The following is a 24,327-nucleotide window of genomic DNA, read 5'->3' as shown; positions in this document are numbered from 1 at the left end:
TTCGCCGATAGCCGCCCCCCGGGCCGGAGGCGGCGGCAGCATGACCGTACGGCCGGCCGCCACGTCCGGTGTGCCGGGAGTACAGGTGGTGGGGGTGTCGAGGTGCAGGACGTCGCTGTCGCGCCGGTGGACGTCGGGGCGGTGGTGCCGGGCCTCGCGGAGCGCGTGTGGGTCAACGCCCGGGAGGCTCCGCAGGCGGTGCAGTTCGTGCGCCCGGCACCGGTGTCGCGGGCGTGGCCCGCGCCGCGGTCGGTGCAAGGCGGCGACCTGACGGTGACGTGCGAGCAGTTCCGGGACGACGTCCTCACCCTGGCCCGCGGGTTCGTCGCCGCCGGCGTGGGCCACGGTGACCGGATCGCGCTGATGAGCCGCACCCGGTACGAGTGGACCCTGGTCGACTACGCCCTCTGGGCGATCGGCGCGGTGCCGGTGCCGGTCTACGAGACGGCCAGCTCGGACCAGGTCGGGTGGATCCTGTCGGATTCGGGCGCGGTGGGGTGTGTGCTCGAGACGTCGGGCCACGCGGAGCTGGTCGCCAGCCTGCGGCCGGACCTCCCGGCGCTGCGCGACGTGTGGCAGATCGACGCCGGTGACCTGATCGCCCTCGCCGGCCAGGGCCGCACCGTCGACGACACGCGGATCGACGACCGCCGCAAACGGGTGACCGGCGGCGACGTGGCCACGATCGTCTACACCAGCGGCACGACCGGCCGCCCCAAGGGTTGCGTGCTGACCCACCGCAACATCCACTGCGACGTCACCGGCGCGGTCGCGGTGCTGTCGCAGCTGCTGAACCCCGGGGCGTCGACGCTCCTGTTCCTGCCGCTGGCGCACGTGTTCGCCCGGATGATCCAGGTGGGGGTGGTGCAGAGCCGGGCGACCATGATCCACAGCGCCGACGTCGCCGGGGTGCTGGACCAGCTTCGGCGGCACCGGCCCACGTTCATCCTGGCGGTGCCGCGGGTCTTCGAGAAGATGTACAACCGGGCCCGGCAGAAGGCCGACGACGCGCGGCGCGGCCGGCTGTTCGCCGCCGCCGCGGGGGTGGCGGTTCGCTACAGCCGCGCCCTCGACACCCCGCGCGGGCCGAACCCGCTGCTACGGCTGGCCCGGGGCGTGTTCAACCTGCTGGCGTACCGGAAGCTGCGGGCCGCGCTGGGCGGGCGGTGCCGGACGGCCATCGTCGGCGGCGCACCCCTCGGCGAGTGGGTGGGGCACTTCTTCCGGGGCGCGGGCATCGTGGTGCTGGAGGGGTACGGCCTCACCGAGACGTCACCGGCCCTGACGGCGAACCTGCCGTCGGCTCAACGGATCGGCACCGTCGGTCGACCCCTGCCCGGGGTGGAGATCCGCATCGCCGACGACGGCGAGGTGCTGGCCCACGGCGAGGCGGTGTTCCCGGGGTACTGGAACAACCCGGACGCCACCCGGGAGACCTTCACGCCGGACGGATGGCTGCGCACGGGCGATCTCGGCGCCCTCGACCCGGACGGGTTCCTCCGGATCACGGGCCGCAAGAAGGAGATCATCGTGACGGCGGCCGGCAAGAACCTGGCGCCCACGCCGATCGAGGAGGCCGTCCGCGCCCATCCGCTGGTCAGCCAGTGCATGCTCGTCGGCGACGACCGGCCGTACGTGGCCGGGCTGGTCACCATCGACCCGCAGGCCTGGCCGCGCTGGCGGTCCGCGCACGGCCTACCGGACGCCTCGGTCGCCGAACTGCGGGACGACCCCGCGCTGCGCGACGAGATCCGGACCGCGGTCGACGGGGCGAACCAGACCGTGTCGAGGGCGGAGCAGATCAAGACGTTCGCCATCCTGCCGCGGGACTTCACCGAGGCAGACGGCGAGCTGACCCCCACCCTGAAGGTCAAGCGCGACGTCGTCGAGGAGCACTTCCGGGCGGACATCGAGGGGCTCTACCGCGGCCACTGATCCGATTCGCGATGCCGTCTCGTTCCGGTTCGCGCCCGACCTGGTCCCCACCGATCGGTAGCGGCGGGTCGGGCGCCGTCGCAAACCGACTACTCTTCGTGAACACGCCAGGCACGCGCAGTCGTCGCGAGGTAGACGGGCGCGGTCGGCGGCCTGCCGTAGCATCCCCGGGAGCCGGCGACCGCCGGTGACCTGGCGGGAGGTGTCCGATGCGGATCACGCGGACCATCGTGGCGGTCGTGGTGGTGCTGTCGGCCGGCGCCCTCGCGGGCGTCGCCAACGCGGTCGGCTCGTCCCCGTTCACGGTGGTGAACGGCACCATCCGGCCCGCCACCGGCACGCCGGTGCCGCCGTCGGGCACGCACGCCACGCTCTGGCGCGACGGCAGCTCCGCCACGACCACCATCGAGGGCTCCGGGCGGGTCGTGGTCGGCGCGATCGGCGACCACTGCGACGGCTGGCCGGTGGTCCGGGTCCGGGTGGACGGCGCGGCCGCGGGCGAGGTCACCATCGGCAGCGCGACCGACTACGGCAGGCACCCGGTCGGCCCGGAACTGGGCGACGGTACGCGGAGCGTCACCGTCGAGCTGGTCAACGACCGCTTCACCGCCGAGTGCGACCGCAACGTCCACGTGGCGTACGCGCGGATGGAGACCGTGCCGGGGGGCACCGACACCCGGTTCGCCTTCGCGGTCGTGCCGGACACGCAGGAGGAGGTCCTGAGCGCGGGCGACCGCCGGTTCCGGCAGCGCTCCGACTGGTTGGTCGCCAACCGCTCGGCTCTGGACCTGCGTTTCGCCACCCACATCGGCGACGTGGTCAACTTCGACACTTCTGACCACGTGCAGTACGCCCGCGCCCGCGACGCGCTGCGGCCGCTGGAGACGGCCGGCGTGCCGTACTCCCTCGCCGTCGGCAACCACGACGGCCAGGTCTACGGCCCGGACGGCAAGCGGCGCCGCCCCGCCGGGCCGTTGCTGCGCGACACCACCGTGTTCAACCGGTACTTCACGGCGGACCGGTTCGGCGCCGTCCGGGGGCAGTTCGAGGCCGGCAAGGTCGACAACGCGTACGCCACCTACCCGGCCGGCGGCGTGCAGTGGCTGGTGCTGACCCTGGAGCCGTGGCCCCGACCGGAGGCGGTCGCCTGGGCCCGGGATGTCGTGGCCGCCCACCCCCGGCACAACGTCGTCGTCGTGACCCACCACTACCTCGAGGCCGACGGGACGATCGGGCGCAGCGCCGGCTACGGGTCCACCAGTCCGCGGCACCTGTTCGACAATCTGATCTCGCGCTACCCGAACATCCGCCTCGTCTTCTCCGGCCACACCGGCACCGCCGCCCACCGGGTCGACACCGGCGCGCACGGCAACCGGATCCACTCGTTCCTCCAGACGTTCCACTCCCGGCGCACCAATCCGGTCCGCCTGGTGGAGGTCGACACCGCCGGCGACTCGCTGCGCACCTGGATCTACGCCCCGCACACGGCGGAGGCCTTCCCGGTCCACGACCGGACGCTCACCAACCTCCGCCTGATCCGCTGAGGGGTCCCGCCTGGGCGTTCCCGGCGGTCCACCGGCGCCCCTAGTCGAACAGCACTACCGTGCGCGCACCTTCGCCGCGGGCCATCCGGTCGAAGGCTGCCGGCGCCCCGTCCAGCGTCGTCCGGTCGGAGATCAGGGGAGCGAGGTCCAGCGTGCCGTCGAGCACCGCCCGGGCCAGCTCGGGGACGTCCCGGTCGGGGTCGGAGGAGCCGTACACCGAGGAACGCAGCGTCCGCGCCGAGTGGAAGATGTCGAGGGCGCTGAGGCCGACGACGTCGTCCTTCGACCCCATTCCCACCACGATCACCTGGCCGCCCCGGCGTGCGGCCCGCCAGGCGGCGCGGATCGTCGCGCTGCGCCCGACGCACTCCAGCGCGTGGTCGACGCCGCGTCCGTCGGTCAGGCCGCGGATCGCCCGGCCGAGCGACTCGTCGCCGAGGAGGAAGTCGGTGGCGCCGGCCGCGCGCGCCAGCTCCGCCTTGGCCGGCGACACGTCCACCGCGATGACCGGGGCGGCGCCGGCCGCCCGGGCGGCGGAGACCGCCGACAGGCCCACCCCGCCGAGACCGATCACGGCCACCGAGTCGCCCGGGGCGACTCCCGTCGTGCGGCGTACCGCGCCGACGCCGGTGAGCACGGCGCAGCCCAGCAGCGCCGCCGCCGCGAAGGGCAGCTCGGCCGGCACCGGGATCACCGCCTGCTCCGGCACGACCACCTGCTCGGCGAGGGCCCCCAGGCCGAGGGTGACGTGCAGCGGCTCCCCGGACGACGTCCGGCCACCGGGCGCGGCCGGCATGTCGGTCCGGTCGCACAGCCACGGCTCGCCGTGCCCGCAGTGCCAGCACTCCCGGCAGGGCGGCGCCCAGTTCAGCACGACGTGGTCGCCGGGGACCACGCGGCGCACGCCGTCGCCGACCTCGGCCACCACCCCGGCCGCCTCGTGCCCGAGCACGAGCGGGTACGGAGGTCGCAGCGTGCCGTCCACCATGGACAGGTCGGAGTGGCAGACCCCGGCGGCGCGGACGTTGACGCGTACCCGCCCGGGACCCAGGGCCGGCGGCTCGACCTCCTCGACGCGCGGCGTGCCGCCGACCTCGCGGACGACCAGCGCCCTCATCGCTGGATCGCCTTGGTCTGCAGGAACTCCTCCAGCCCGTAGGTGCCCAGCTCCCGGCCGAGGCCGGACTGCTTGTAGCCGCCGAACGGGGCGAGGGGGTTGAACGGGGCGCCGTTGACGTCGACCGCGCCGGTGCGCATCCGCCGGGCCACCGCGAGGGCCCGCTCCTCGTCGCCGGACCAGACGGCGCCGGCCAGGCCGTACCGGGAGTTGTTGGCGACCGCGACGGCGTGCTCGTCGTCGTCGACCGGGATGACGGCCAGGACCGGCCCGAAGACCTCCTCCTGGGCCAGCGCGCTGTCCGGGTCGACGTCCGCGATCACCGTGGGGGCGACGAACCAGCCCCGCTCGGGCAGGGGCGCGTCCGGTCCGCCGGCGACGAGCCGGCCCCCGTCGGCCAGGCCACGTGCCACGTGGTCGCGTACCCGCTCCCGCTGCGCCGCCGAAACGAGCGGGCCGAGCCGGGTGGCCGGGTCGAAGGGGTCGCCGAGGCGGTAGCCGGCGGCGGCCTTCGCCGCCAGGGCGAGCGCCTCGTCGTACCGGTCGCGGTGCACCAGCATCCGGGTCCACGCGGTGCAGGTCTGACCGGAGTTGAGGAACGCGTTGCCGACCCCGACCTTCACCGCGGTGGCCAGATCGGCGTCGTCGAGGATCACGTTGGCCGACTTGCCGCCCAGTTCCAGGGCGACCCGGGCGATCCGGTCGGCGGCCAGGTGCGCGATGCGCCGGCCGGTGGCGGTGGAGCCGGTGAACGAGACCATGTCGACGTCGGGGTGGGCGGCGACGGCCTCACCGACCACCGGGCCGGTGCCGGGGACCAGGTTGACCACGCCGGGCGGGAAACCCGCCTCGTCGATCGCGTCGAAGAGCAGGTACGCCGTCAGCGGCGTCAGCTCGCTGGGCTTGAGCACGACCGTGCACCCGGCGGCGAGCGCGGGAGCGAGCTTGGCCACGACCTGGTGCAGCGGGTAGTTCCACGGGGTGATGGCGCCGACCACGCCGACCGGTTCCCGGACGACCAGGGAGTTGCCGACGGTCTCCGGCGCCGGTGGATGCCCGGCCAGGTCGACGTAGCCGCGTAGCACGGTCAGCGGCAGCCCCGCCTGCACCCGGGTGGCCACCTTGAGCGGGGTGCCCAGCTCCAGCGCGACGGTCCGGGCGATCTCGTCGGCGCGGGCGGTCAGCGCGGCGTGCAGCCGGTCGAGGCGGGCCGCTCGGTCGGCCGGCGCGGTGGCGGCCCAGCCGTCGAACGCGGCCCGCGCGGCGGCGACGGCCCGGTCCACATCGGCCGCCGAGCCGGCCGGCACGGTGGCGACGACCTCCTCGGTCGTCGGGTTGTGGACCTCCAGGGTCTTCCTGGACGACGCCGTGACCCAGTGGCCGTCGAGGTAGAGGTCGGTCCGTGCCAGATCCATCGCGCCCCTCACGTCGCCAAAACTAGCGGTGCAAGTTTCGACTCTAGTACGGCTCGGCGGACGGCGGGAGGGGCGGAAGCGGTCCCACGACCTGTTCGTACGTGCGGGACAACCCGTCGATCAGGGCGTCCAGGCCGAGTGCGAAAGCCCCCTCGTCGACCTGTTGCTGGTGCTCGGCGAGGCGGTGCGCCTGGGTGAGGTGCGGGTACTGGTCGGCGTAGAGCGACGGGTCCTCGACGAAGCCGCGGGCGAACGAGCCGAGCGCCGAGCCGGCCACGAAGTACCGCATGAGCGCCCCGATGTGGGTGGCCCGGGCCGGCGGCCAGCCCGCCTCGACCAGCCCTCCGTACACGGCGTCGGCCATGGTCAGGGCGGCGGGCCGCCGTCCCGGGCCCTGGGCGAGGTACGGCACGATGTGCGGGTGGGCCGCGAGCGCCGCCCGGTAGGAGTGCCCCCATCGGCGCAGCGCCTCCCGCCAGTCGACGCGGCCGAAGAACGACACGTCCACCTGGCGCGTGATGCTGTCGGCGACGGCGTCGAGGATCTCGTCCTTCGTGGCGAAGTGGTTGTACAGCGACGGCCCGCGTACCCCGAGTTCGGCGGCGAGACGGCGGGTGGAGAACCCCGCCAGCCCCTCGGCGTCGATCAGCGCGGCGGCGGTCTCGACGATCCGCTGCCGGCTGAGCAGCGCCTGTCGCGGCCGGGGCATGTCCGTCATCCTCCTCTGCTCGGTCGTCCGCCCGGAACTTTGCCACATCGAGGTCTGGACAGCCGAAAACTTGCACCGCTAGTTTACGGGCATGGACCTTCACCTCTCCGCCGAGCAGGCGGCGGTCCGCCGGCTCGCCGCCGACTTCGTCGACCGCGAGGTGGTGCCGCACGCCGCGGCGTGGGACCGGCGCGAGTCGGTCGACCCCGGCATCGTCGGCAAGCTCGGCGAGGTGGGCTTCCTGGGCCTGACCATCCCGGAGGAGCAGGGCGGGTCCGGCGGGGACCACCTGTCGTACTGCCTGGTCCTGGAGGAGCTCGGGCGCGGTGACTCGGCCGTACGCGGCATCGTGTCGGTCTCCCTCGGCCTGGTCGCCAAGGCGATCGCCGCGCACGGCAGCCCCGAGCAGCGGGAGCGGTGGCTGCCCGCACTCTGCTCCGGCACCGCGCTCGGCTGCTTCGCGTTGACCGAACCGGACAGCGGCTCGGACGCCGCCGCCCTGACCACCCGCGCGGTCCGCGACGGCGGCGACTGGGTGATCACCGGTCGGAAGACGTTCATCACCAACGGCACCACCGCCGACGTCGCGCTCCTGTTCGCCCGTACCGGCGGCTCCGGGCACCGCGGCATCACGGCGTTCCTGGTGCCGACCGGCAGCGCCGGCCTCACCCGCCGGGAGATCCACGGCAAGCTCGGCCTGCGCGGGCAGGCCACGGCGGAACTCGTCCTCGACGGGGTCCGCGTCCCCGACACCGCCCGCCTCGGGGCGGAGGGCGGCGGCTTCCGGCTGGCGCTCGCCACCCTCGCCAAGGGACGGATGTCCGTCGCCGCCGGCTGCGTCGGCGTCGCCCAGGGCTGCCTGGACGCCGCCGTCGAGTACGCGGGTCAGCGCACCCAGTTCGGCAAGCCCATCACCGGGCACCAGCTCGTGCAGCAACTGCTCGCCGGCATCGCGGTCGACACCGCCGCCGCGCGCCTGCTGGTGTGGCGGGTCGCCGACCTGATCGACCGGAGCGAGCCGTTCGCCACCGAGGCGTCGATGGCCAAGCTCTTCGCCAGCGAGGCCGCCGTCCGCGCGGCCAACGACGCGATCCAGGTGTTCGGCGGGTACGGCTACATCGACGAGTACCCGGTCGGCAAGTACCTGCGCGACGCCCGCGTCGCCACCCTCTACGAGGGCACCAGCCAGATCCAGCAATTGCTCATCGGACGAGCGCTCACCGGCGTCAACGCCTTCTAGACCCGGGGACGACCGGGCCGCACCACAGATGACCAGGAGGGGACATGGACTTCGCGCTGTCGGACGAGCAGCGGGCCATCCGGGACACCGCCGGCGACTTCATCCGCCGGGAGGTGATGCCGCTGGAGCAGGAGGTGCTGCGCCGCGAGCGGGCCCACGGGCCCGGCCTGGAGCGGAGCGAGCTGCGGGAACTCCAGCTCAAGGCCCGCCGGTTCGGCTTCTGGGGGCTGGCCACCCCCGAGGAGTACGGCGGGATGGACCTGCCGGCGGTCACCCAGTCGCTGATCTGGACCGAGCTGGGCCGGTCGTTCGTGCCGTTCCGCTTCGGCGGGGAGGCGGACAACATCCTCTTCCACGCCAGCGAGGAGCAGAAGAAGGAGTTCCTCGTCCCGACCATCGAGGGGGAACGGGTCTCCTGCTTCGCCATCACCGAGCCCGGCGCCGGGTCGGACGCGGCGAACATCAAGCTGCGCGCGCGGCGCGACGGTGACGACTGGATCCTGGACGGTGAGAAGACGTTCATCACCAACGGCAACGACGCCGACTTCGCCATCGTCGTCGCGGTGACCGACCCGGACCGGGGTGCCCGCAACGGCGGCGCCACCGCGTTCCTGGTGGACCGGGCGATGGGCTGGCGGTCGGAGTTCATCCAGACCATGGGCGAGGGTGGGCCCGCGTCGCTGATCTTCGACGGCGTGCGCGTGCCGCACCGGAACATCCTCGGCGAGGTCGGGCAGGGCTTCACGCTCGGCATGGAGTGGATCGGCAAGGGCCGCTACACCATCCCGTCGCACGCGCTCGGAATCGCCGAACGGGCCCTCCAGATGGCGATCGACCACGCCAACACCCGGGAGACGTTCGGCGCGAAGATCGGCACCAACCAGGCCATCCAGTGGATGATCGCCGACTCCGAGACCGAACTGGAGGCGGCCCGCTGGCTGGTGCTGCGCGCCGCCTGGACGGTCGACGCCGGTCTCGACCCCCGGCACGCCTCCTCGATGGCGAAGCTCTACGGCGCGGGGATGGTCAACCGGGTGGTGGACCGGGTGCTCCAGATCCACGGCGGCATGGGCTACACCCGGGAGCTGCCGATCGAACGCTGGTACCGGCAGGTACGCCTCTACCGCATCTTCGAGGGCACGGACGAGATGCAGCGGCTCATCATCGCCCGCGACCTGCTGCGCGGCTACACGAAGGTGGGGGCCAACCTGGCCTGAGGGACCGAAAGGAAGGGCCCCTTGTCAACGCCGGGCGTTGTACAAGGGACCCTTCCTAACCTGGCGGGTCAGCAGCGCGGCACGTTCGGGATGTACCCGTCGTGGCCGGTGTAGACGTACGCGTCGGCGATGTAACGGCCGGTGCCGATCCGGTCCCAGATCGAGCTGGTGCCGTACGTGCCGGTGACGGTGGTGCCGCTGGTCTGGCAGTAGATGGTGACGGTGGCGCCGTCGGCGACGGTGCCGACGGCGTCGTAGCCGGTGCCGGGGCCGGAGCGGACGGTGAGCGGGGTGCCGCTGGTGTTGACGGTGCCGGTCGCGGTGCTGCCACCGCAGCCGTTGTCGCTGGTGTACGTCTTGGTGCCCCAGTAGAGGGCCAGGGCGCCGTTGAAGCGGACCTGGATGTCGCTGCCGTTGAGGCGCTGCTCGTAGTGCAGGTGCGGGCCGGTGGAGCCGCCGGTGCTGCCGACCCAGCCGATCACCTTGCCGTAGCCGACGCTCTGCCCGACGGAGACGTTGAAGCCGTTGAGGTGCGCGTAGTAGGTGGTGTAGCCGTTGCCGTGGTTGATCCGGACGTACTTGCCGTAGCTGGTGCCGCCGAGGTCGGTCACCCGGTCGACCGTGCCCGACGCGCTGGCCACCACCGGGTCACCGAGGTCGTCGGTGCGGTTGAAGTCGATCGCGTACGCCGGGCTGTGGTCGGTGCGGGTCTGCCCGGACCAGGACTGGCCGCACGGGAAGGGCACCTTGAACGTCGGCGCGGCCGCCGCCGGCGCTGCCGGCAGCAGCACGCCGAGCGTCAGCAGAACTGCCGCGAGCAGGCCGGTCCATCGCTTACCCATCCAGCACCTCCAATGTCGAAAACCTTCGATGGCTTGGGTCAAGCCTGACGGATTTCGCCACTGAAGGGAAGGGGCCGGTAGGTGGGGGGATGCCGAGCTTCATGCCGGATCCCCCTCGATGTCACCTCCGCCGGTGGCGCGGGACACCCGCATCGGTCGGGCACCCGACAGCTCGCGGTATCCCGATCGGTCGCGTGATCGGTACGCTGGGTGCTCCACAGTGGTGACCGAGGGGTGCGCGAGTTGTCCGAGTCCACCGTGCCGGAAGACGTGTTCGTGCAGGTCGTCGAGACCGACGGTGGGCGGGAGATCGCCTGGGGCGCGAACGTCACGGAACGGCTCCGCGACCGGCTCGACGAGCTGCGGGCCGCGGTCGTGGCCGGCGCGCAGGTGGTGAACGCCGACCTGGACCAGCTTCCGGAACGGCCGCACTGGCGGGTGAGCGAGCTGTCCGCGACGTTCGGCGTCACGCTCACCGCCGACGCGGGAGTCCTGCTGTCGCGGGCCGGTGCCGAGGCGACCTTCGAGGTGACGGTCACGTTCAGCCGGACATGAGCGACGGGTGCGTCCTCGCCGGGGCGAAGGTCCGGGGCTGCGGCTTCCTGCTGACCGAGCGTACGGTCCTGACCGCGGCGCACGTGGTCCGGGACCGGCGGGTCGACGAGTTGGCGTTCGTCACGGAGACCGGCCGCCGCGTCGACGTGGCGGCCGTCCGGGCGGTCCCGGAGATCGACGCCGCCACGCTGACCCTCGCCGAGCCGGCGCCGGACCCGCCGATGCGGGTCGGCGGGCCCGCGGCACCCGGCGCTCCCTGGCGGGTGACCGCGCGTCCGGAACCCGCGTCCGTCCAGCTGACCGGCACGGTGTCCGCGGTGGACCACCGCGTGGTGAACGCTCAGCGGCACGAGATGGTGGTGCTGCAACTGGCGGTGGCGGAGGAGCTGGGGGAGTACCAGGGCTACTCGGGCGCCGCCGTGACGGTCGACGGCGCCGTGGTGGGTGTGCTTGTCGAGCAGGTCCGGGAGCGCATCACGGCCTCCGGTGCCCGGCGGGCGAGCAACGTGCTGTACGCGGTGCCGGTCGGGGACGTCCTCGACCACCTCGGGCTGCACCGGCCCGTCCAGGCGCCGGTCGGCTGGCGCGAGGACCTGCGGCGGCTGCTCGACGAGCTGGCCGAGGACCCCGACCTTCCGGACGAACTGTGCCGGCCGGAAACGGTTGCCGTGCAGGCGTACGCGGTGCTGGCCGCCGCCCTCAGCGGCGGAAGCGCGACCGATCCGGAACGGCTGGCCGACCGGATCCGCCGGCAGGCGCGCCGGTCGGCCGCTGAGGAACCGGTGTACCGGCTGGCCGCCGCCACGCCGCTCACCGCCGGCTCGCTCCGGTCGATGCTCGATCGGCTCGCCCGGGTGCACGCGACGGCGGCCGCGCTGCCGACGCACCTCCGGCGGCCCCGGTACCTGATCGAGGCGCCGGGCACCGTCCTCGCCGATCCGGTGGCGGAGATCGACCGGTGGCTCGCCGCGCGGCTGGCCGACGTCGGCGACGACGACCGGTACGACGTCGAGGAGACCCTGCGCGGGATGCGCGACCGCCTCGACCCGCCGATGTTCGACCGGGACCCGGCCGGCGAGGTGATCGCCCTGCTCAACAACGCCGGGTGGGACGCGCCGGCACGGACCGCGGAGCGGCTGGTGCGGGAGGTCTTCACCCGGGGCGCCGACGCCGCCGACCTGGAAGCCGGCCTGGAGCGGATCCTCACCCGCGGCGCACCGACCGAGGTGACCGCGCTGACGGCGGCCCACCGTCAGCCGGCCACGGTGACCCGGGACGACCACGGCTACCTGGTCAACCGGCAGCCGACCCTCTACCACCTCGAGCACGGGTACTTCGCCGCCACCGACGTCCTCGACGAGTTCGAACGCGCGTACTGGTCGTGGTACGAGCAGGCGGTCGTGGAGTCGGCGCGCACGGGCCGGTCCGTCGTGCCGATGTTCTGGATCACCGGGCCGTCCGGGGCGGGCAAGAGCGTGCTGCTGCTGCAACTCCTCGCGCGGCTCAACGCGCGGTCCGGCGTCTCGGTGCTGCTCCCACCCGCCGGCACGCGACTGAGCCGGGCCACCCGGTGGGCCGGCGAGCTGTCCCCCGCGCGGCACGTCGTCGTCGGCGTCGACGACCCGCTGTCCTGGACCGAGGACGACGGGCGGGCGGCGTGGCCGGAGGTGTTCCACGCCCTCGCCCACCGCCGGCAGACCGGGTCCACCCTGGACCTGCCGGTCTTCGTCTGCTGTGCCCCCACCGAGCACCGGGCCGAGTTCGTGGCCGAGTACCGCCGGCACGTGCTCGTCGGCGGCATGGCGCTGGATCCGTACCGGCCGGAGTTCACCGAGCAGCTGCGGACCTGGTACACCGCCCGCACCGGCGCGGCGCCACCTCCGGTGCCACGGCGAGGCGTTCCGCTGCCGGCCCAACTGTTCCTGGAGTGGCGCAGCGGGGAAGGCATCGAGGAGTACGCCGAGCGGTTCCAGCGGCGCATCACCAGCCAGGGGCTGCCCGAGCTCGCCGATTTCTTCGCCCACCTGCTCGCGGTCAACCGGCTGTACGTCGGCTACCCCCAGGAGGCCGTCGACGCGTTGTCGGAGGAGACCCGGCAGGCGTTCGCCGCCTACCGGGAGGACATGCACGTCCAGCTCTCCGGCGAGGGCGGCCGGCCCGGCTACTGGTTCGCCCACCCGCACGTCGCCGACCTGATGTACGAGGTGTGGTTCCCGCCCGGTACGCGCGAGCCGGAGCGGACCGCACACCTGCGGGACGCGCTGCTCGAAGCGCTCGCGGCCGTACCCCGTGGGTGGGCCGCCGTGCCCCTGCTGCGTCGGCTGCGCTCCGCGGCGGGCGGCGGGGCGGGGCCGGCGGCGGGGGAACGGGACGTGGCCGCCGCCCGTGCCCCGCAGGCGTCCGTGCGGTCGGCGCTGGCGGACGTGGCCGACCGGCTCGGTCCCGAGCTCGCCGACCTCGCCAGCCCGGTGCTCGCCGAGTGGATCCGCATCGAGCACCAGGTCTGGCCGTCCCGCTCCGACCGGCGGCCCCGGGAGTGCGCCATCGTCCGGCTCGACGGACCGCCGGACCAGGGCATGGACGAGCTGCTGCGGGCACTGGTCGAGCTGGACAACCCGGGCGTCGATGCCGAGGTGTGGGCGTACCTGCAACGGCACCTGGAGTGGGAGGGCTGGCTGACGGTCGCGGGCCCGCTCGTCCGGCGTAGGGCATTGTCCCGCGACGTCGATTTGCTCGCCCAGGTCATCGAGACCACCCTGGCGCGGCAACCCGCGGCGGCCATGCTGCTAGCCGACGTGCTGGAGACCGCCGCCGACAACGGTCCCCTCGTCCGGCTCGCCCACCGGCTGGTGACCGGTGAGCTCCCCGTCGACGCGCCGCTGGCCCCGGTGGTCGCGGCCCTGTACCGGCGGGACCGCAACCGGATGCGGGGCCGGAGCCCGCTCGCCGCGCCGATCCACCGGGGACTGGTCCGGGACTGGTTGGCGGCCGACCCCCGCCCCGAGCACCGGACGGTCTACGAGGAGGTCCTCACCGGGCCGGTGCCGCCGATGCTGCGGCCCGCCCTGGAGGCGTGGGTCCGGGCCTTCCCGGCGGAACGCCTCGCCGGAACCGCCCTCGCCCAGTGGGTGGACCGGCCGTGGCTGGACGGGGAGGAGCGGCGCGAACTGCTGCACACCCACCTCGAGCGGTGCGACGACGTGGACCCCCGCCTGGCCGGGAAGGTGCGCCACCTGCTGTCGCACGACGGTCGGGGCTGGGCGCGGCTGTTCACGCTGCTGCCGGAGACCTGGGTGCGGGACCCGCAGGTGCGGGTCGCGGCGCTGACCTGGCTGCGGGGGCAGCGAGCGCCTGCGGCCTGGCACTGGGTGTACACCCACCTGTGCCGCAGCACCGGCGAGCCGGACGACGAGCTGCGCCGGCTCGGCGCGGGCCACCTGACTGCGTGCGGGGAGGAGCACAGCTGCGTCTACACGCGCTACTGGCTGCTCCAGGTCACGGCGGCACCGGGGCGCCCGGGCGCGGCGCGCGACACGTTCCGGTGGCTGCGGGACCGGCCGGGCCTGACTGCGGCCTGGTGGCTGCTGGCGGGCCAGATCCTGCGGGCGGCGCCACCCGACGACGCCGACGAGGTCGTCGACGTCTTCGTGACCTGGGTTCGGGACCACCCCGACGACGGGGCGGCCGGGCACGTGCTCTCCGCCAGCCTGGCGGCGGAGACGTCCCCGGCCGTGCGGCGGCGACTGCTGGCCTGTGTCGAGGAGTGGCTGTCTGCACCGCGACCGGGCTGGGCCCGCACCTACGCGGCCGCCCGGCCGTTGCTCGACGTCGACCGGGGCGCCGCGCTCGCGCTGCCCTGGCTCCTGCGATCGGCCGACGACAAGGGCTGGCTCCGGGTGTTCTTCGCGACCGTCGACCAGCTCGACGCGGCGCAGCTGGCCACGGTTGTCCGCGCGTGGTTCGCCACGGCGGGGTCGACCGCGTTCGCGGCGCGTCCGTTGTGGCGGGTCGCGGTCGAGGAGGGGCCGTGCGCCGCGCTGGTTCGCGACCCGTCGTTCCGCGCGGTGGTGGTCGCCTGGCTGGCCCGCGGCGGCGGCACCGCCGCGTGGCGCCCGATCACGCTGAGCCTGGTGGCCGCCGACCCCGCCGACCCGGCACCGCTGCGCGTGGTCCTGACCGGCGGGATCCCGCTGCACAGCGTGTACGGGTTCGCCGACGACCTGGAGGAGCTGCTGCGGACCCGACCCGACGTGGCCGGGTCGATGCGCCGGCTGCTGGCCGCCGTCGATCGCACCCCGGCGTGGCGGATCGTGTGGCGCAGGCTGCTGTCGGTCGAGCCGGACGACCACGGCTGGCAGGTGTCCCTGGCGCTGCTGCCGGAGGAGCCGCCCGACGCGTTCGCACCGTTGTGGGTCCGGCTGTGGGACGCGTACCCGGACGACGACCGGCGGGACGCGCTGCGGGCCCTCGCCGAGCGGCGGCTCGCCGGCCAGCCGGTCGACGACCCGGTGTGGCGTCACGTCCGCCGCAAGCTGGCCTCCGGCCTCGCTGAGGGCGACCCCGCCCCGGACCCGGAACCGGTCGTCGGGGTGGGCGTTCCGCTGCCATCCCTTCCGGCCCCCCGCGCGGGGGACGGGACGTCCGCGCCGTGGCAGTGCCGGCTGGAGTGTCCGCACTGCGGTGTGCCGTTCGACGTCACCAGCGGCGACGGCACCCGGCAGGCCCGGTGGACCTGCCTGCGATGCGACCACGACCTGACCATCGACACGGAAACGCTGGCGATGACCGCGCGGCGGATGACGCGTACCGCCGGGCGGCTGGTGTCGGTCGCGGGCCGGGCACCGCGGTGGCGGCCGCGGGTCCACTGCGACCGGTGCGGGCGGGGGATCGTCGCGAACGTGCCCGCCCCGGAGGGGGGACACGTCGCGGTGGACCGTCAGTGCCGGCGGCTGTACGAGGTGACGGCCGCCGAGGTGACGGACTTCGTCGAGCACGCCCGGTACGTCGAGGCGGGCCGGACCGCCGAGGGGCGCGGCCCGGCAACCTAGGTCGGGGGCCGGTGGCGACCACCCGGCTCCGGCCGGACGGATCGTCGGCCATGTCGTCCTTCCCTTGGATGCGCAGGTCAGGGTCACGTCGCGGCGGTCACTCGCCGGTGTCGGCGAGCGGGTCGGCGCGGGGCCGCCGGGGGCGCAGGACCGGCCGGGTGACCGGCGGGTCGGCGGAGATGACCGGGGGCGTCTCCTCCGGTTCGGCGACCGACGGGTCCGGGGCGCGTCCGGCGACCCCGTCCGGTCCGGGATCGAGCCGGCGGATCGCCTCGGCCAGCGCGGTCAGCTGGGTGGACAGCTCGGCGACCCGCAGGATCACCTCCCGCCGTACCGCCGCCGGGTCGGGCAGGTCGACCGGCCGGTACGGCTCGAGCGGCGCCTCGCCGTACCCGGACGACGGCGCGGTGTGCGGGCCGAAGGCGAGGTCCAGGTCGGACAGATCGTCGGTGTCGCCGTGCAGGTCCGTCACCTCGCCGCCCAGGCGGGCCTCCACCGCGTCCGGCTCGTACATCTCCTCGACCAGGCGCAGATAGAGCTCGTTGGGGTTGGGCAGGTCGACCACCCGGCGCAGGGCGTTGCGCCGGCTCGCCGACTCCAGTTGGAACGAGCCGTAGTTGAGCAGGCGGCCGAGCGGCGACTGGACGTAGCGCATGTCGGTCACGCGCAGCAGCGGGATCATGCCCACCCGGCGGACGAACACGCCCTCGGTGGACATGAGTCGCTTGTTCGTGATCACGAACCGGCCGAGATACCACGCCAGGCCACGGTGCGCGACCAGCAGCACCGCGACCACCAGCACCACGGCGATCACCCAGCCGGTGTACCGGGGCTCGATGCGCCGCTCGGCGGCCAGCACGCCGAGCACGGCGTAGATCGTGACCACGCCGATGCTCTTGAGCGGGTGGATCCAGTGCCGGCGCCACTCGCCCCGGTACCGCTCGGTGGGGAACAGGTACCGGGCGACCCCGGGCGTGGGCTCGTCCTCCAGTGGCAGGACCGGTCGGGCGCCCAGCAGGTCGTCGCCGACCGCGTCCTCGGCGCCCGGTTCCCGGCCGACGAGCCGGCGCAGCCGGGCGAGCAGGGCGGAGGAGAGGAAGCCCAGCCCGGTGCCGAGCTTGAACAGCTTGCCGGGGCGGTCGTTGATGACCGCCGCGAGCTCCTCGGCGCGCACCTCCGCCCTCGGGTCGTCCCGGTAGCGCAGCCGGGCCGACCACGTGACCAGCTTCCGGCCGAGCCACGGCGACAGGTCGGTCATCTCGTTGACGACCAGCCCCAGCACCAGCGCCAGGACCACCTCCACCGTGCCCACCGGTCAGACCGCCGGCCTGGGGTGTCCGTGCCGGCCGAAGCCGGGAGCCGGGCGCGGGCGCGGCGGTGGCACCCGGGCCGGCGCGAGCACCTCGCGGCGGGCGGCCTCGGCGCCGCTGGCGGTGAGCCGGTAGTACCGCCGCCGGGGTCGGGCCGGAGCGCCGGCCGGCAGTGGCTGCCACGTCCCGGTGATCCAGCCGGCGTCCTCCAACTGGTCGAGCACCGCGTAGACCGTCGGGCCCGAGCGCCGCACCGACCGCATGATCTGCCAGCCGTGCACCTCGGTCTGCTGGTCCCACGCCTCGAGCAGGAGCCCGAGCACGTCGAGCAGGGCGCTGGTGATCCGGGGCCGGGCCATGGCCCATTCTAAGACCGACTCACCACAGTGGAAGGTGTCGGCAATCGGACGACGTCGGCGGGCCGGCGGGGGCGGTCAGCGGCGCCGGCGCCGCTCCACCACCCGGAGGGTGTTGCAGACGTCGGCGACTCCGGGGACGTCCCAGGCGAGCTCCCCGGCCGCCCGGCGGGCGTCCGCGTCGGCGACCGTGCCGGCGAGGATCACCACGCGGTTCTGCACCATCACCGTGATCTGCTGACGGCGGGTCGTCCAGTCGATGCTGAGCCGCTGCGCCGCCAGCGCCGCCAGCCGCGTGTCCTCGTCGTCCGGCTGCGGCGGGTCCCACGCGGGGTGGAACGGGTCGTTCTCGGGCAGGGGCCAGGGCATGACCATGTTGCTGTCCTCATCCTCGGGACGGGGTTGCGGGAGGAACGGCGTACCCGCTCAGACAAGCACCTCGGGCTCGGTGGCGCTGCCGGACCGGGCCGCGACCACCGGGAACGCGGCCTGCAGGCGCATCGTGTGCAGCACGGTCAGCACGAACCGGGAGGGGTCGCCCAGGCACAGCACCAGGCCCCGCTGGCGCGCCTCCTGCCGGGCGCGGACCAGCAGTCCGAGGCCGACGGAGTCGATGTGCGCGACGGCGGAGAGGTCGACCGTCACCCAGCCGTCGTGTTCCTCCGCCTCCGCGAGTGCCGCGCGCAGCGCGTCCGTCCCCGGCTCGGCGGTGACCGGCACCGGATCGTCGATCTCGTCGAGGTCGTCGATCCCGAGGTGGTGCAGGCCGGCCGCAGCCTTTCCGGCGGTGGGGAGCGGGGTGCACCGCGGGCACCGGTGCGGGCCGGTGGCGAACGGGGATCCGGTCCACCCGTGCTCGGACACCAGGGTCCAGACGACCTCGGCGTCGGGCAGGACGACGGCCGTGCTCGCGGCCGTGTCGCCGCAGCCGTCGCAGATCAGGGTCATCGTGTTCTCGTCCGGGACCACGGTCATCGGTGCTTCCCTTCCTGGTCCGCCGGCACGGTGGTCGGGTCGGTGGCGGGCCGCCACCGGTTCGTGGCGCGGTCCGCCGACCGCGGCGCCCGCCCCGCCGCGGCGACGGCGAGCACGACCGCGGTACCGGCGAAGCCCGCCTGGACGGCCAGCCGGAGCAGGCTGGGCGCGGCCACGTCGACCCCGGCGACCCGGGCGGTGATGGTGCCGAGCAGCGCGGCGCCGACGCCCACCGCCAGGGTCAGCCAGACCGGGGCGACCGGCCGTCCCGGGAGGACGAGCCGCCCCAGCGCACCGACGGCGAGCCCGACGACGAGGGCGTGGACGAGTGCGTTGCCGGTCATCGACGCTTCCCTTCGGGCATGCCTTACACCCTCCAAGTCGATCCTGTAGCGGCCCGCGCGGTTGTATGACAGTCACGTGACAAATCCGCCGGTGATGCACCGGAGGTGGGCGCCTGCCGTGCTGGCAGGGATGATTCCGGTATGACAGCCGTACTGGTGATCGAGGACGACGACCGTATCCGGCTGGCGCTTCTGCTCGCGCTCGAGGAGGAGGGGTACGCCGCGCGGGGCGCGGCGACCGCCGAGGAGGGGCTGCGCCTCCAGCGTTCGGAGCCGGCGGACTACGTCCTGGTCGACCTCATGCTGCCCGGTCTGGATGGGTTTGAGTGCATCCGGCAGCTGCGCCGGGACGACGACGTCCCGATCGTCGTGGTCAGCGCCCGCGACGACACCCACGACATCGTCGCGGCGCTGGAGGCCGGCGCCGACGACTACGTGGTCAAGCCGGTCGCCATCAAGGAGCTGTCGGCGCGGCTGCGGGCCCTGCGCCGCCGGGGGCGGGCCCTGACCGCGCCGGTGCCGGTGCAGGTGATCGGCGACCTGGAGATCAGCCCCGACGCGGGGGAGGTACGCCGGGCCGGGCAGCCGGTGCCGTTGACCCGGACCGAGTTCCGGCTGCTCTGCGAGCTGGCCGAGCACGCCGGCCGGGTGCTGTCCCGGCAGCAGCTGCTCCAGCGGGTCTGGGGGTACGACACCGGGGACGAGCGCCTCGTCGACGTCCACGTCGGGCGGCTGCGGCAGAAGATCGAGGCGGAACCGGCCAACCCGCGGCACCTGGTCACCCTGCGCGGGCTCGGCTACAAGCTCCAGCGATGAGACGGCTCGGGCTCCGCGCGCGGGTGACGGCCGGGTTCGCCGTCGGCGCCGCGCTGCTGGCCGCGTCGATGGCGTTGATCTCGTACGACCTGACCCGGCGGTCCCTGCTCGACGAGCGGGAACGCACCGCGGTGCGGGCGGCGTACTTCGACGCGGCGGTGGTGCGTACCGGGCTGGACACCGAGCGCCCCGACGTCGTCGAGGTGCTGCGGTCGCTGGACACCGGCAGCGCCCGGCGCCCGCTGCTGCACCTGGACGGCTCCTGGTACGCGCGTACCGCCGAGACCGCCGCGACCGGCGTACCCGAGGCGCTGCACCAGCGCGTGCGCACCGGCCAGCCCGCGGTGCAGCGGGTGCGGCTGGCCGGGCAGCCCACCCTGCTGGTCGGTGTGCCGCTGTCGGACCGGGCGACCTACTACGAGCTGACCTCGCTGCGCGAGCTGGAGGAGACCTTCCAGGTGCTCGCCCTGGCGCTGACCGCCGTGGCGATCATGGTGGCGGGTTCCGGCGCGGCCTTCGGCTGGTACGTGACGCGGCACAGCCTCCGCCCGCTGACGGCGGTCGCGGACGCCGCCGAGAAGATCGCCGCCGGCGACTTCGCCACCCGCCTGACCCCGACCACCGACCCCGACCTGACCCGCCTGTCGACCTCGTTCAACGACATGGTCGACCAACTGGCGGGGCGCATCGAGCGGGACCGCCGCTTCGCCGCCGACGTGAGCCATGAGCTGCGCTCGCCGCTGCAGACCCTCTCCGCTGCGGCGAGCGTCCTCACCCGCCGCCGCGACCACCACGACGAGCGGACGGCCACCGCGGCGGGACTGGTCGCCGACGAGATCGACCGCTTCCAGCAACTCGTCAACGACCTCATCGAACTCGCCCGCGCCGACCAGCCCGCCCACCGGGAGCACGTGGACGTGGCGGCGCTCGCCCGCGAGGTGTGCCGCGCCCGGGCGCTCCCCGAGGACCTGGTGCGCGTCGAGCCGGACACCCGGACCGGCTGGCGGGTCGACCGGCGGCGTACCGAGCAGCTGCTGGTGAACCTGCTCGACAACGCGGACCGGTACGGCGGCGGCCCGGTCGCGGTGCGCCTGTCCGTCGACGGCGGCACCGGCGTGGTCGAGGTGGACGACGCGGGCGCGGGCGTACCGGAGGAGGACCGCGACAGCATCTTCGACCGCTTCGTCCGCGGTCGCGCCGCCCACGCCCGCGCCGGGACCGACGGCACCGGCCTCGGGCTGGCCATCGTCGCGCAGCACGCCGCCGCGCACGGCGGGCGCGCGACGGTGGGGGACCGGCCCGGCGGCGGCGCCCGCTTCCGGGTGGAACTGCCGGGGAGTGTCGAGTGACCGCCCGGGCGGCGGCGGCCGTCCTGCTGGCCGTGCTCCTCGCCGGCTGCGGCGTCCCCACCGACGACCGGCCGCGCGCCGTGGAGGTGCCGCCCGGTCCGTTCCCCACCCCGGGTACGGCCACCTCCACCGCCCCGGCCGGCCAGGTGGACGAGGTGCTGTGCTTCGTCCGCGACGACCGCCTCGTGCCCGTCGTCCGGCGGATCGACACGCCGCCGACGCTCGACCGCCAGCTCCAGCATCTGCTCGCCGGCCCGAACCAGGCCGAGCGCGACACCGGCCTCACCACCGCGCTGCCCGGCGGGGTGACCGTCGTGGGGGCGCGGCTCGCCGGTACGCGGGCCGAGGTCGAGGTGCCCGAGGCGGGCGACGAGATCGGCCGCAGCGACGAGGTCCTCGCGTTCGGGCAGATCGTCTGCACCCTCACCGCGCGCGCGGAGGTCGACGCGGTGTCGTTCCTGCGCGACGGGCAGCCGCTCGGGGTGCCCCGCGCCGACGGGGCGCTGTCGCAGGCGCCCCTCACCGCCGCCGACTACGCCGAACTGACCCGTCCCGGCTGAGAGACCGTCGGGGACCTCGCGGCGGCCGCGCCACGGCGGGGCCGCACCCCACACCTGGTCCCGCACCCGCCCGGCGTTCCGGCGGGCCGGGACTCAGGTGCGGTCGTCGGCCGTCGGCCGGGCAGCGTCCGCCCGGACCGGCGCCGCCGGCCGGCCGCCCCGGCGCAGCACCCGCAGCATCACCGACGGCCGCATGATCGCCTGGGGCGGGTCGATGAGGCCGGCCACCCGCAGGAACGCGTCGGTGACCCGCGCGTCCCGCGTCGCCGCGGCCTGCACCCGCGCCAGGTACGCGTTGGCGATCCGCACCATGAGCCCGCGCCGGCCCTCCGCCCCGGGGTGGGCGAGGTCGCCGCCCGCCGCGACCTCCCACGGCGCGTCCAGGAGCCGGGCGACCTCGGCGAAGAACCTGCCCGGACGCGGCGCGGCCACGGCGGCCAGGTGCCGGCGCAGGAGCAACGCCTCCAGCGCGGCGACCGTCATGCCCTGCCCGTAGACGGGGTTGAACGTGCAGAGCGCGTCGCCGACCACGAGCAGCCCGTCCGGCACGCGGGGCAGCCGCTCGTACCGCCGTCGGACGCTCGCCGGGAAGCGGAACGAGACCGGCTCGTCGAGGAACTCCGCGTCCCGCACCGCGTCGATCACGTCGGGCACCGGCAGCGACGCCGCGTACGCGAGGAAGCCCTCCCGGTCGGTCGGCGGCTCGTCGCCGAGGACGCCGGTCAGCGAGAGCAGCCCCCGGTCCTCGCCGAGGGTGGCCAGGAACGCCCCGCGCGGGTGGGCCGGCGTGGCCACCGGGTTGATCGAGACGTCGCCGTGGAACGGGTCGTCGCGGAACCGGAACCGGGCGCTGGTGTACGTCAGTCCGATCTTGACGCGCTCCTCCGGGACCGCCGGGTACCCCAGCTCGGCGAGCCAGGTCGGGGTCCGCGAGCCGCGGCCCGTCGCGTCCACCACCAGGTCGGCGTCGAGCACCTCCGGGGCGTCCCCGTCCCGGCGGTGGATCCGGACGCCGGTGACCCGGGTGCCGTCCGCCGCGGTGACCGGCGCGACGACGTCGGTGCCGTCGACCAGCCGTACCCCCGGCAGGGCGAGGACCTTCCGTCGTACCAGGGCCTCGATTCCCGGCCGCCAGCCGCCGACCACCAGCAGGCCGGTCTCCGTCGGGGCCAGGCGCCGGCCGTCGAAGTACCAGCGGATCCGGGTGCCCAGGTCACCGGAGCGCATGCCCGAGGCGGTCAGTTCGGCGGTGAACCCCGGGAACAGCTCCTCGATGGCCCGCTGCCCCCGGGCGAGCAGCCCGTGCAGGTGCCGGCCCTGCGGAACCCCGCGGCGCGGCGCCGCCCCGTCGGTGAACCGGTCCCGGTCCACCAGGATCACCTCCCGGTACGCCTCCGCCAGCACCTTCGCGGCGAACAGCCCGGCCATGCTCGCGCCCAGGACGACGGCCCTGTCCCTCGGGGTCCCGCTCATCGCCTCTCCCTCCGTTCCCACCGGGCGGACCTCCCGCCCGCGTACCGCCGGTCCGGCCTGGTCAGTTCACCGGCGTGGCCGGCGCGGCCGTCTCGGCGGCCCACTGCGGCAGCGCAGCGGCGACGACCGGCTGCTCCGGCACCGTCCGGGGCGCCTCAGCGCCGGGATCGACCGGGGCGCGGCCCAGCCAGGGCCGCAGCCGCATGGCCGGCCGCTCGACGAGGTACCAGCTCGCGGTCGCCGTCACCACGCTGGCGCCGAGGACCGTCGCCGTCACCAGCCAGAAGTTGCCCGTGCCCAGCGGCGCGCCGGTGAGGCCGAACCAGAGCCACAGGTGGAACACGTGCCAGAGGAAGACCCCGTAGGAGATCCGGCCGAGGAAGGCCACCACCGGGTTCGCCAGCACGGCGCGCATGTACCGGGGACGTCCGGTCGGCAGGGCCAGCGGCGCCACCGCCAGCACGGCGATCACCAGGTAGAGGGTGTGGTCGACCATCGCCGCGCCGAGCGGCGGGTAGTTCATCTCGTTCGGGCCGCTGAGCGGTGAGCAGGCCAGCGCGTACGCCGCCAGCGCACCGAGCCACGCCAGGCCGGGGAACCGGCCGAGGAACCGGTACACCGCCGGCTGTCGCCCGGGTGCCACCTCGGCGGCCGCCGACAGGGTCGCCACGATCATGCCGGCGGCCAGGTAGCCCACGTACTCGGTGGGCCACAGGTGCTGGGTCGGGAAGGGACCCATGGACGGCAGGTGGTGGTACGCGGCGAACCCGGCGCCGACGAGCACGACGCCGCCCAGCGGCAGCACGATCCGCCGTACCCGCGCGGCCGGGTCGGCGACCCGGCGCGCCCACCGACGCAGCGCCCACGCCACCAGGGGGAGCGTGAGGTAGAACGCGACCTCGGTGGCGAGGCTCCACGTCTGTTCCATGCCGGTCGGCATCGTGGCCGGGTCGTAGACCTGCAGCAACAGCAGGGGGAACAGGACGTCCCGCGGCCCGTCCACGGCGTCGGCGTTCAGCACCACCAGCGCGACGACTGTCAGCAGCCAGTACGCCGGCAGGATCCGCAGCGCCCGCCGCCGGAAGTACGGCCGCAGCGGCATCGCCGGCCGGTCGGTGAGCGTGGCCAGGGCGAGCGGCCGGTAGAGCACCAGCCCGGAGAGGACGAAGAAGATCGGCACGCTGACGTCCATCGTGTTCAGCACCGGCCCGGCCACCGGATTGCCGGGCGCGCCGTACATGTCGGAGGCGATCACGCCGGTGGTGAGCGCCACGTGGGTCAGCATCACCATCACCGCGGCGACTCCGCGTAATCCCTCCAGCTCCGGAAAGAAGGTCCTCGCCCGTCTCCCTGTTCCGCCCTCGCGTACCGCCGTCATCACCGGCTCCTCACCGCGGCCGTGCCCACCGGGGTGGTCACGGCCGCCTGGTCGATGCGGAGGCTCCCTCGCGTCCGCCCTCCACACCGTCGGATCGTGCGGCCGCGACCGGGTACGGCGCATCTTCCACCGTGCGCAGCCGGC

Annotated in this window: 20 protein-coding genes; 9 read left to right on the top strand and 11 right to left on the bottom strand. The window is 74.5% G+C overall.

The genetic code is table 11. The features are described from left to right. The first annotated feature begins 102 nt into the window (after positions 1-102). Both ACTMS0_RS15140 and ACTMS0_RS15135 read left to right on the top strand, forming a co-directional pair. A complete protein-coding gene (locus tag ACTMS0_RS15140) occupies positions 103-1,935 on the top strand; it encodes an AMP-dependent synthetase/ligase (protein WP_441155809.1) in 1,833 nt (610 codons plus the stop codon). Between the two features lie 209 nt (positions 1,936-2,144). Then, the gene (locus ACTMS0_RS15135) at positions 2,145-3,479 is read left to right on the top strand and encodes a metallophosphoesterase (protein WP_441155808.1); all 1,335 of its coding nucleotides are present in this window, start codon (positions 2,145-2,147) and stop codon (positions 3,477-3,479) included. A 40-nt stretch (positions 3,480-3,519) separates the two neighbouring features. On the opposite strand, the gene ACTMS0_RS15130 is transcribed toward ACTMS0_RS15135, so the two are convergent. The 3 genes from ACTMS0_RS15130 to ACTMS0_RS15120 are packed head-to-tail and all read right to left on the bottom strand — an operon-like array spanning position 3,520 to position 6,720. Then, positions 3,520-4,596: an alcohol dehydrogenase catalytic domain-containing protein gene (locus ACTMS0_RS15130; protein ID WP_441155807.1), complete on the bottom strand. Its 1,077-nt coding sequence runs from the start codon at positions 4,594-4,596 to the stop codon at positions 3,520-3,522. Beyond that, on the bottom strand, positions 4,593-6,011 hold the full coding sequence (locus tag ACTMS0_RS15125; RefSeq protein ID WP_441155806.1) for an aldehyde dehydrogenase family protein: 1,419 nt from the start codon (positions 6,009-6,011) through the stop codon (positions 4,593-4,595). The genes ACTMS0_RS15130 and ACTMS0_RS15125 overlap by 4 nt, the downstream gene beginning before the upstream one ends. Before the next feature lie 43 nt (positions 6,012-6,054). Then, a complete protein-coding gene (locus ACTMS0_RS15120) occupies positions 6,055-6,720 on the bottom strand; it encodes a TetR/AcrR family transcriptional regulator (protein WP_441155805.1) in 666 nt (221 codons plus the stop codon). 91 nt (positions 6,721-6,811) lie between these two features. On the opposite strand from ACTMS0_RS15120, the gene ACTMS0_RS15115 reads away from it, so the two are divergent. After that, complete coding sequence (locus ACTMS0_RS15115; protein ID WP_441155804.1) at positions 6,812-7,960, top strand: acyl-CoA dehydrogenase family protein; 1,149 nt, start codon at positions 6,812-6,814, stop codon at positions 7,958-7,960. 44 nt (positions 7,961-8,004) lie between these two features. Next, positions 8,005-9,177 (top strand): acyl-CoA dehydrogenase family protein, encoded by a 1,173-nt coding sequence (locus ACTMS0_RS15110; protein WP_441155803.1) that lies wholly within the window; start codon positions 8,005-8,007, stop codon positions 9,175-9,177. A 68-nt stretch (positions 9,178-9,245) separates the two neighbouring features. Here the strand turns inward: ACTMS0_RS15110 and ACTMS0_RS15105 are convergent, their stop codons facing one another. Further along, positions 9,246-10,019: a peptidoglycan DD-metalloendopeptidase family protein gene (locus ACTMS0_RS15105; RefSeq protein ID WP_441155802.1), complete on the bottom strand. Its 774-nt coding sequence runs from the start codon at positions 10,017-10,019 to the stop codon at positions 9,246-9,248. A gap of 243 nt (positions 10,020-10,262) precedes the next feature. Between ACTMS0_RS15105 and ACTMS0_RS15100 the strand changes: the two genes are divergently transcribed. Together ACTMS0_RS15100 and ACTMS0_RS15095 are read left to right on the top strand one after the other, a co-directional pair. After that, positions 10,263-10,574 carry a CU044_2847 family protein gene (locus ACTMS0_RS15100; RefSeq protein ID WP_441155801.1) on the top strand — a complete coding sequence of 104 codons (312 nt, stop codon included), beginning with the start codon at positions 10,263-10,265 and terminating at the stop codon, positions 10,572-10,574. Beyond that, positions 10,571-15,622, top strand: coding sequence for a trypsin-like peptidase domain-containing protein (locus ACTMS0_RS15095; RefSeq protein WP_441155800.1), 5,052 nt, complete (start codon positions 10,571-10,573; stop codon positions 15,620-15,622). The genes ACTMS0_RS15100 and ACTMS0_RS15095 overlap by 4 nt, the downstream gene beginning before the upstream one ends. Positions 15,623-15,719: 97 nt before the next feature. Here the strand turns inward: ACTMS0_RS15095 and ACTMS0_RS15090 are convergent, their stop codons facing one another. The 5 genes from ACTMS0_RS15090 to ACTMS0_RS15070 form a co-directional block, all read right to left on the bottom strand. Further along, complete coding sequence (locus tag ACTMS0_RS15090; RefSeq protein ID WP_441155799.1) at positions 15,720-16,934, bottom strand: PH domain-containing protein; 1,215 nt, start codon at positions 16,932-16,934, stop codon at positions 15,720-15,722. A 3-nt stretch (positions 16,935-16,937) separates the two neighbouring features. Then, positions 16,938-17,291, bottom strand: a complete 354-nt coding sequence (locus tag ACTMS0_RS15085; protein ID WP_441155798.1) for a helix-turn-helix transcriptional regulator — start codon at positions 17,289-17,291, stop codon at positions 16,938-16,940. A 75-nt stretch (positions 17,292-17,366) separates the two neighbouring features. Next, complete coding sequence (locus tag ACTMS0_RS15080; RefSeq protein WP_441155797.1) at positions 17,367-17,663, bottom strand: BON domain-containing protein; 297 nt, start codon at positions 17,661-17,663, stop codon at positions 17,367-17,369. A 51-nt stretch (positions 17,664-17,714) separates the two neighbouring features. Then, positions 17,715-18,263, bottom strand: coding sequence for an STAS domain-containing protein (locus ACTMS0_RS15075; protein ID WP_441155796.1), 549 nt, complete (start codon positions 18,261-18,263; stop codon positions 17,715-17,717). After that, on the bottom strand, positions 18,260-18,607 hold the full coding sequence (locus ACTMS0_RS15070; RefSeq protein ID WP_441155795.1) for a hypothetical protein: 348 nt from the start codon (positions 18,605-18,607) through the stop codon (positions 18,260-18,262). The genes ACTMS0_RS15075 and ACTMS0_RS15070 overlap by 4 nt, the downstream gene beginning before the upstream one ends. A 141-nt stretch (positions 18,608-18,748) precedes the next feature. Here ACTMS0_RS15070 and ACTMS0_RS15065 point away from each other — a divergent pair, with 141 nt between their 5' ends. The 3 genes from ACTMS0_RS15065 to ACTMS0_RS15055 are packed head-to-tail and all read left to right on the top strand — an operon-like array spanning position 18,749 to position 21,332. After that, a complete protein-coding gene (locus tag ACTMS0_RS15065) occupies positions 18,749-19,423 on the top strand; it encodes a response regulator transcription factor (protein WP_441155794.1) in 675 nt (224 codons plus the stop codon). After that, positions 19,420-20,772, top strand: coding sequence for a sensor histidine kinase (locus ACTMS0_RS15060; RefSeq protein ID WP_441155793.1), 1,353 nt, complete (start codon positions 19,420-19,422; stop codon positions 20,770-20,772). Before ACTMS0_RS15065 ends, ACTMS0_RS15060 begins: the two co-directional genes overlap by 4 nt. Then, on the top strand, positions 20,769-21,332 hold the full coding sequence (locus ACTMS0_RS15055) for a GerMN domain-containing protein (RefSeq protein WP_441155792.1): 564 nt from the start codon (positions 20,769-20,771) through the stop codon (positions 21,330-21,332). Before ACTMS0_RS15060 ends, ACTMS0_RS15055 begins: the two co-directional genes overlap by 4 nt. Before the next feature lie 93 nt (positions 21,333-21,425). Here the strand turns inward: ACTMS0_RS15055 and ACTMS0_RS15050 are convergent, their stop codons facing one another. After that, positions 21,426-22,805, bottom strand: coding sequence for an FAD-dependent oxidoreductase (locus tag ACTMS0_RS15050; RefSeq protein ID WP_441155791.1), 1,380 nt, complete (start codon positions 22,803-22,805; stop codon positions 21,426-21,428). 61 nt (positions 22,806-22,866) lie between these two features. Continuing rightward, positions 22,867-24,183, bottom strand: a complete 1,317-nt coding sequence (locus tag ACTMS0_RS15045; RefSeq protein ID WP_441155790.1) for an acyltransferase family protein — start codon at positions 24,181-24,183, stop codon at positions 22,867-22,869. Between the last annotated feature and the right edge of the window lie 144 nt (positions 24,184-24,327).

The sequence above is a fragment of the Micromonospora sp. H33 genome, assembly GCF_052068455.1.
Taxonomy (GTDB): Bacteria; Actinomycetota; Actinomycetes; order Mycobacteriales; family Micromonosporaceae; genus Micromonospora.
Note: the sequence above shows the minus strand (reverse complement) of the source record. Positions and strands in the feature narration are given on the sequence as shown.

Coding starts and splice junctions, on each gene's coding strand:
- ACTMS0_RS15110 (WP_441155803.1), top strand. CDS start 8,005: ATGGACTTCGCGCTGTCGGACGAGCAGCGGGCCATCCGGGACACCGCC.
- ACTMS0_RS15105 (WP_441155802.1), bottom strand. CDS start 10,019: ATGGGTAAGCGATGGACCGGCCTGCTCGCGGCAGTTCTGCTGACGCTC.
- ACTMS0_RS15120 (WP_441155805.1), bottom strand. CDS start 6,720: ATGCCCCGGCCGCGACAGGCGCTGCTCAGCCGGCAGCGGATCGTCGAG.
- ACTMS0_RS15125 (WP_441155806.1), bottom strand. CDS start 6,011: ATGGATCTGGCACGGACCGACCTCTACCTCGACGGCCACTGGGTCACG.
- ACTMS0_RS15070 (WP_441155795.1), bottom strand. CDS start 18,607: ATGACCGGCAACGCACTCGTCCACGCCCTCGTCGTCGGGCTCGCCGTC.
- ACTMS0_RS15065 (WP_441155794.1), top strand. CDS start 18,749: ATGACAGCCGTACTGGTGATCGAGGACGACGACCGTATCCGGCTGGCG.
- ACTMS0_RS15095 (WP_441155800.1), top strand. CDS start 10,571: ATGAGCGACGGGTGCGTCCTCGCCGGGGCGAAGGTCCGGGGCTGCGGC.
- ACTMS0_RS15050 (WP_441155791.1), bottom strand. CDS start 22,805: ATGAGCGGGACCCCGAGGGACAGGGCCGTCGTCCTGGGCGCGAGCATG.
- ACTMS0_RS15080 (WP_441155797.1), bottom strand. CDS start 17,663: ATGGTCATGCCCTGGCCCCTGCCCGAGAACGACCCGTTCCACCCCGCG.
- ACTMS0_RS15060 (WP_441155793.1), top strand. CDS start 19,420: ATGAGACGGCTCGGGCTCCGCGCGCGGGTGACGGCCGGGTTCGCCGTC.
- ACTMS0_RS15075 (WP_441155796.1), bottom strand. CDS start 18,263: ATGACCGTGGTCCCGGACGAGAACACGATGACCCTGATCTGCGACGGC.
- ACTMS0_RS15130 (WP_441155807.1), bottom strand. CDS start 4,596: ATGAGGGCGCTGGTCGTCCGCGAGGTCGGCGGCACGCCGCGCGTCGAG.
- ACTMS0_RS15045 (WP_441155790.1), bottom strand. CDS start 24,183: ATGACGGCGGTACGCGAGGGCGGAACAGGGAGACGGGCGAGGACCTTC.
- ACTMS0_RS15085 (WP_441155798.1), bottom strand. CDS start 17,291: ATGGCCCGGCCCCGGATCACCAGCGCCCTGCTCGACGTGCTCGGGCTC.
- ACTMS0_RS15115 (WP_441155804.1), top strand. CDS start 6,812: ATGGACCTTCACCTCTCCGCCGAGCAGGCGGCGGTCCGCCGGCTCGCC.
- ACTMS0_RS15135 (WP_441155808.1), top strand. CDS start 2,145: ATGCGGATCACGCGGACCATCGTGGCGGTCGTGGTGGTGCTGTCGGCC.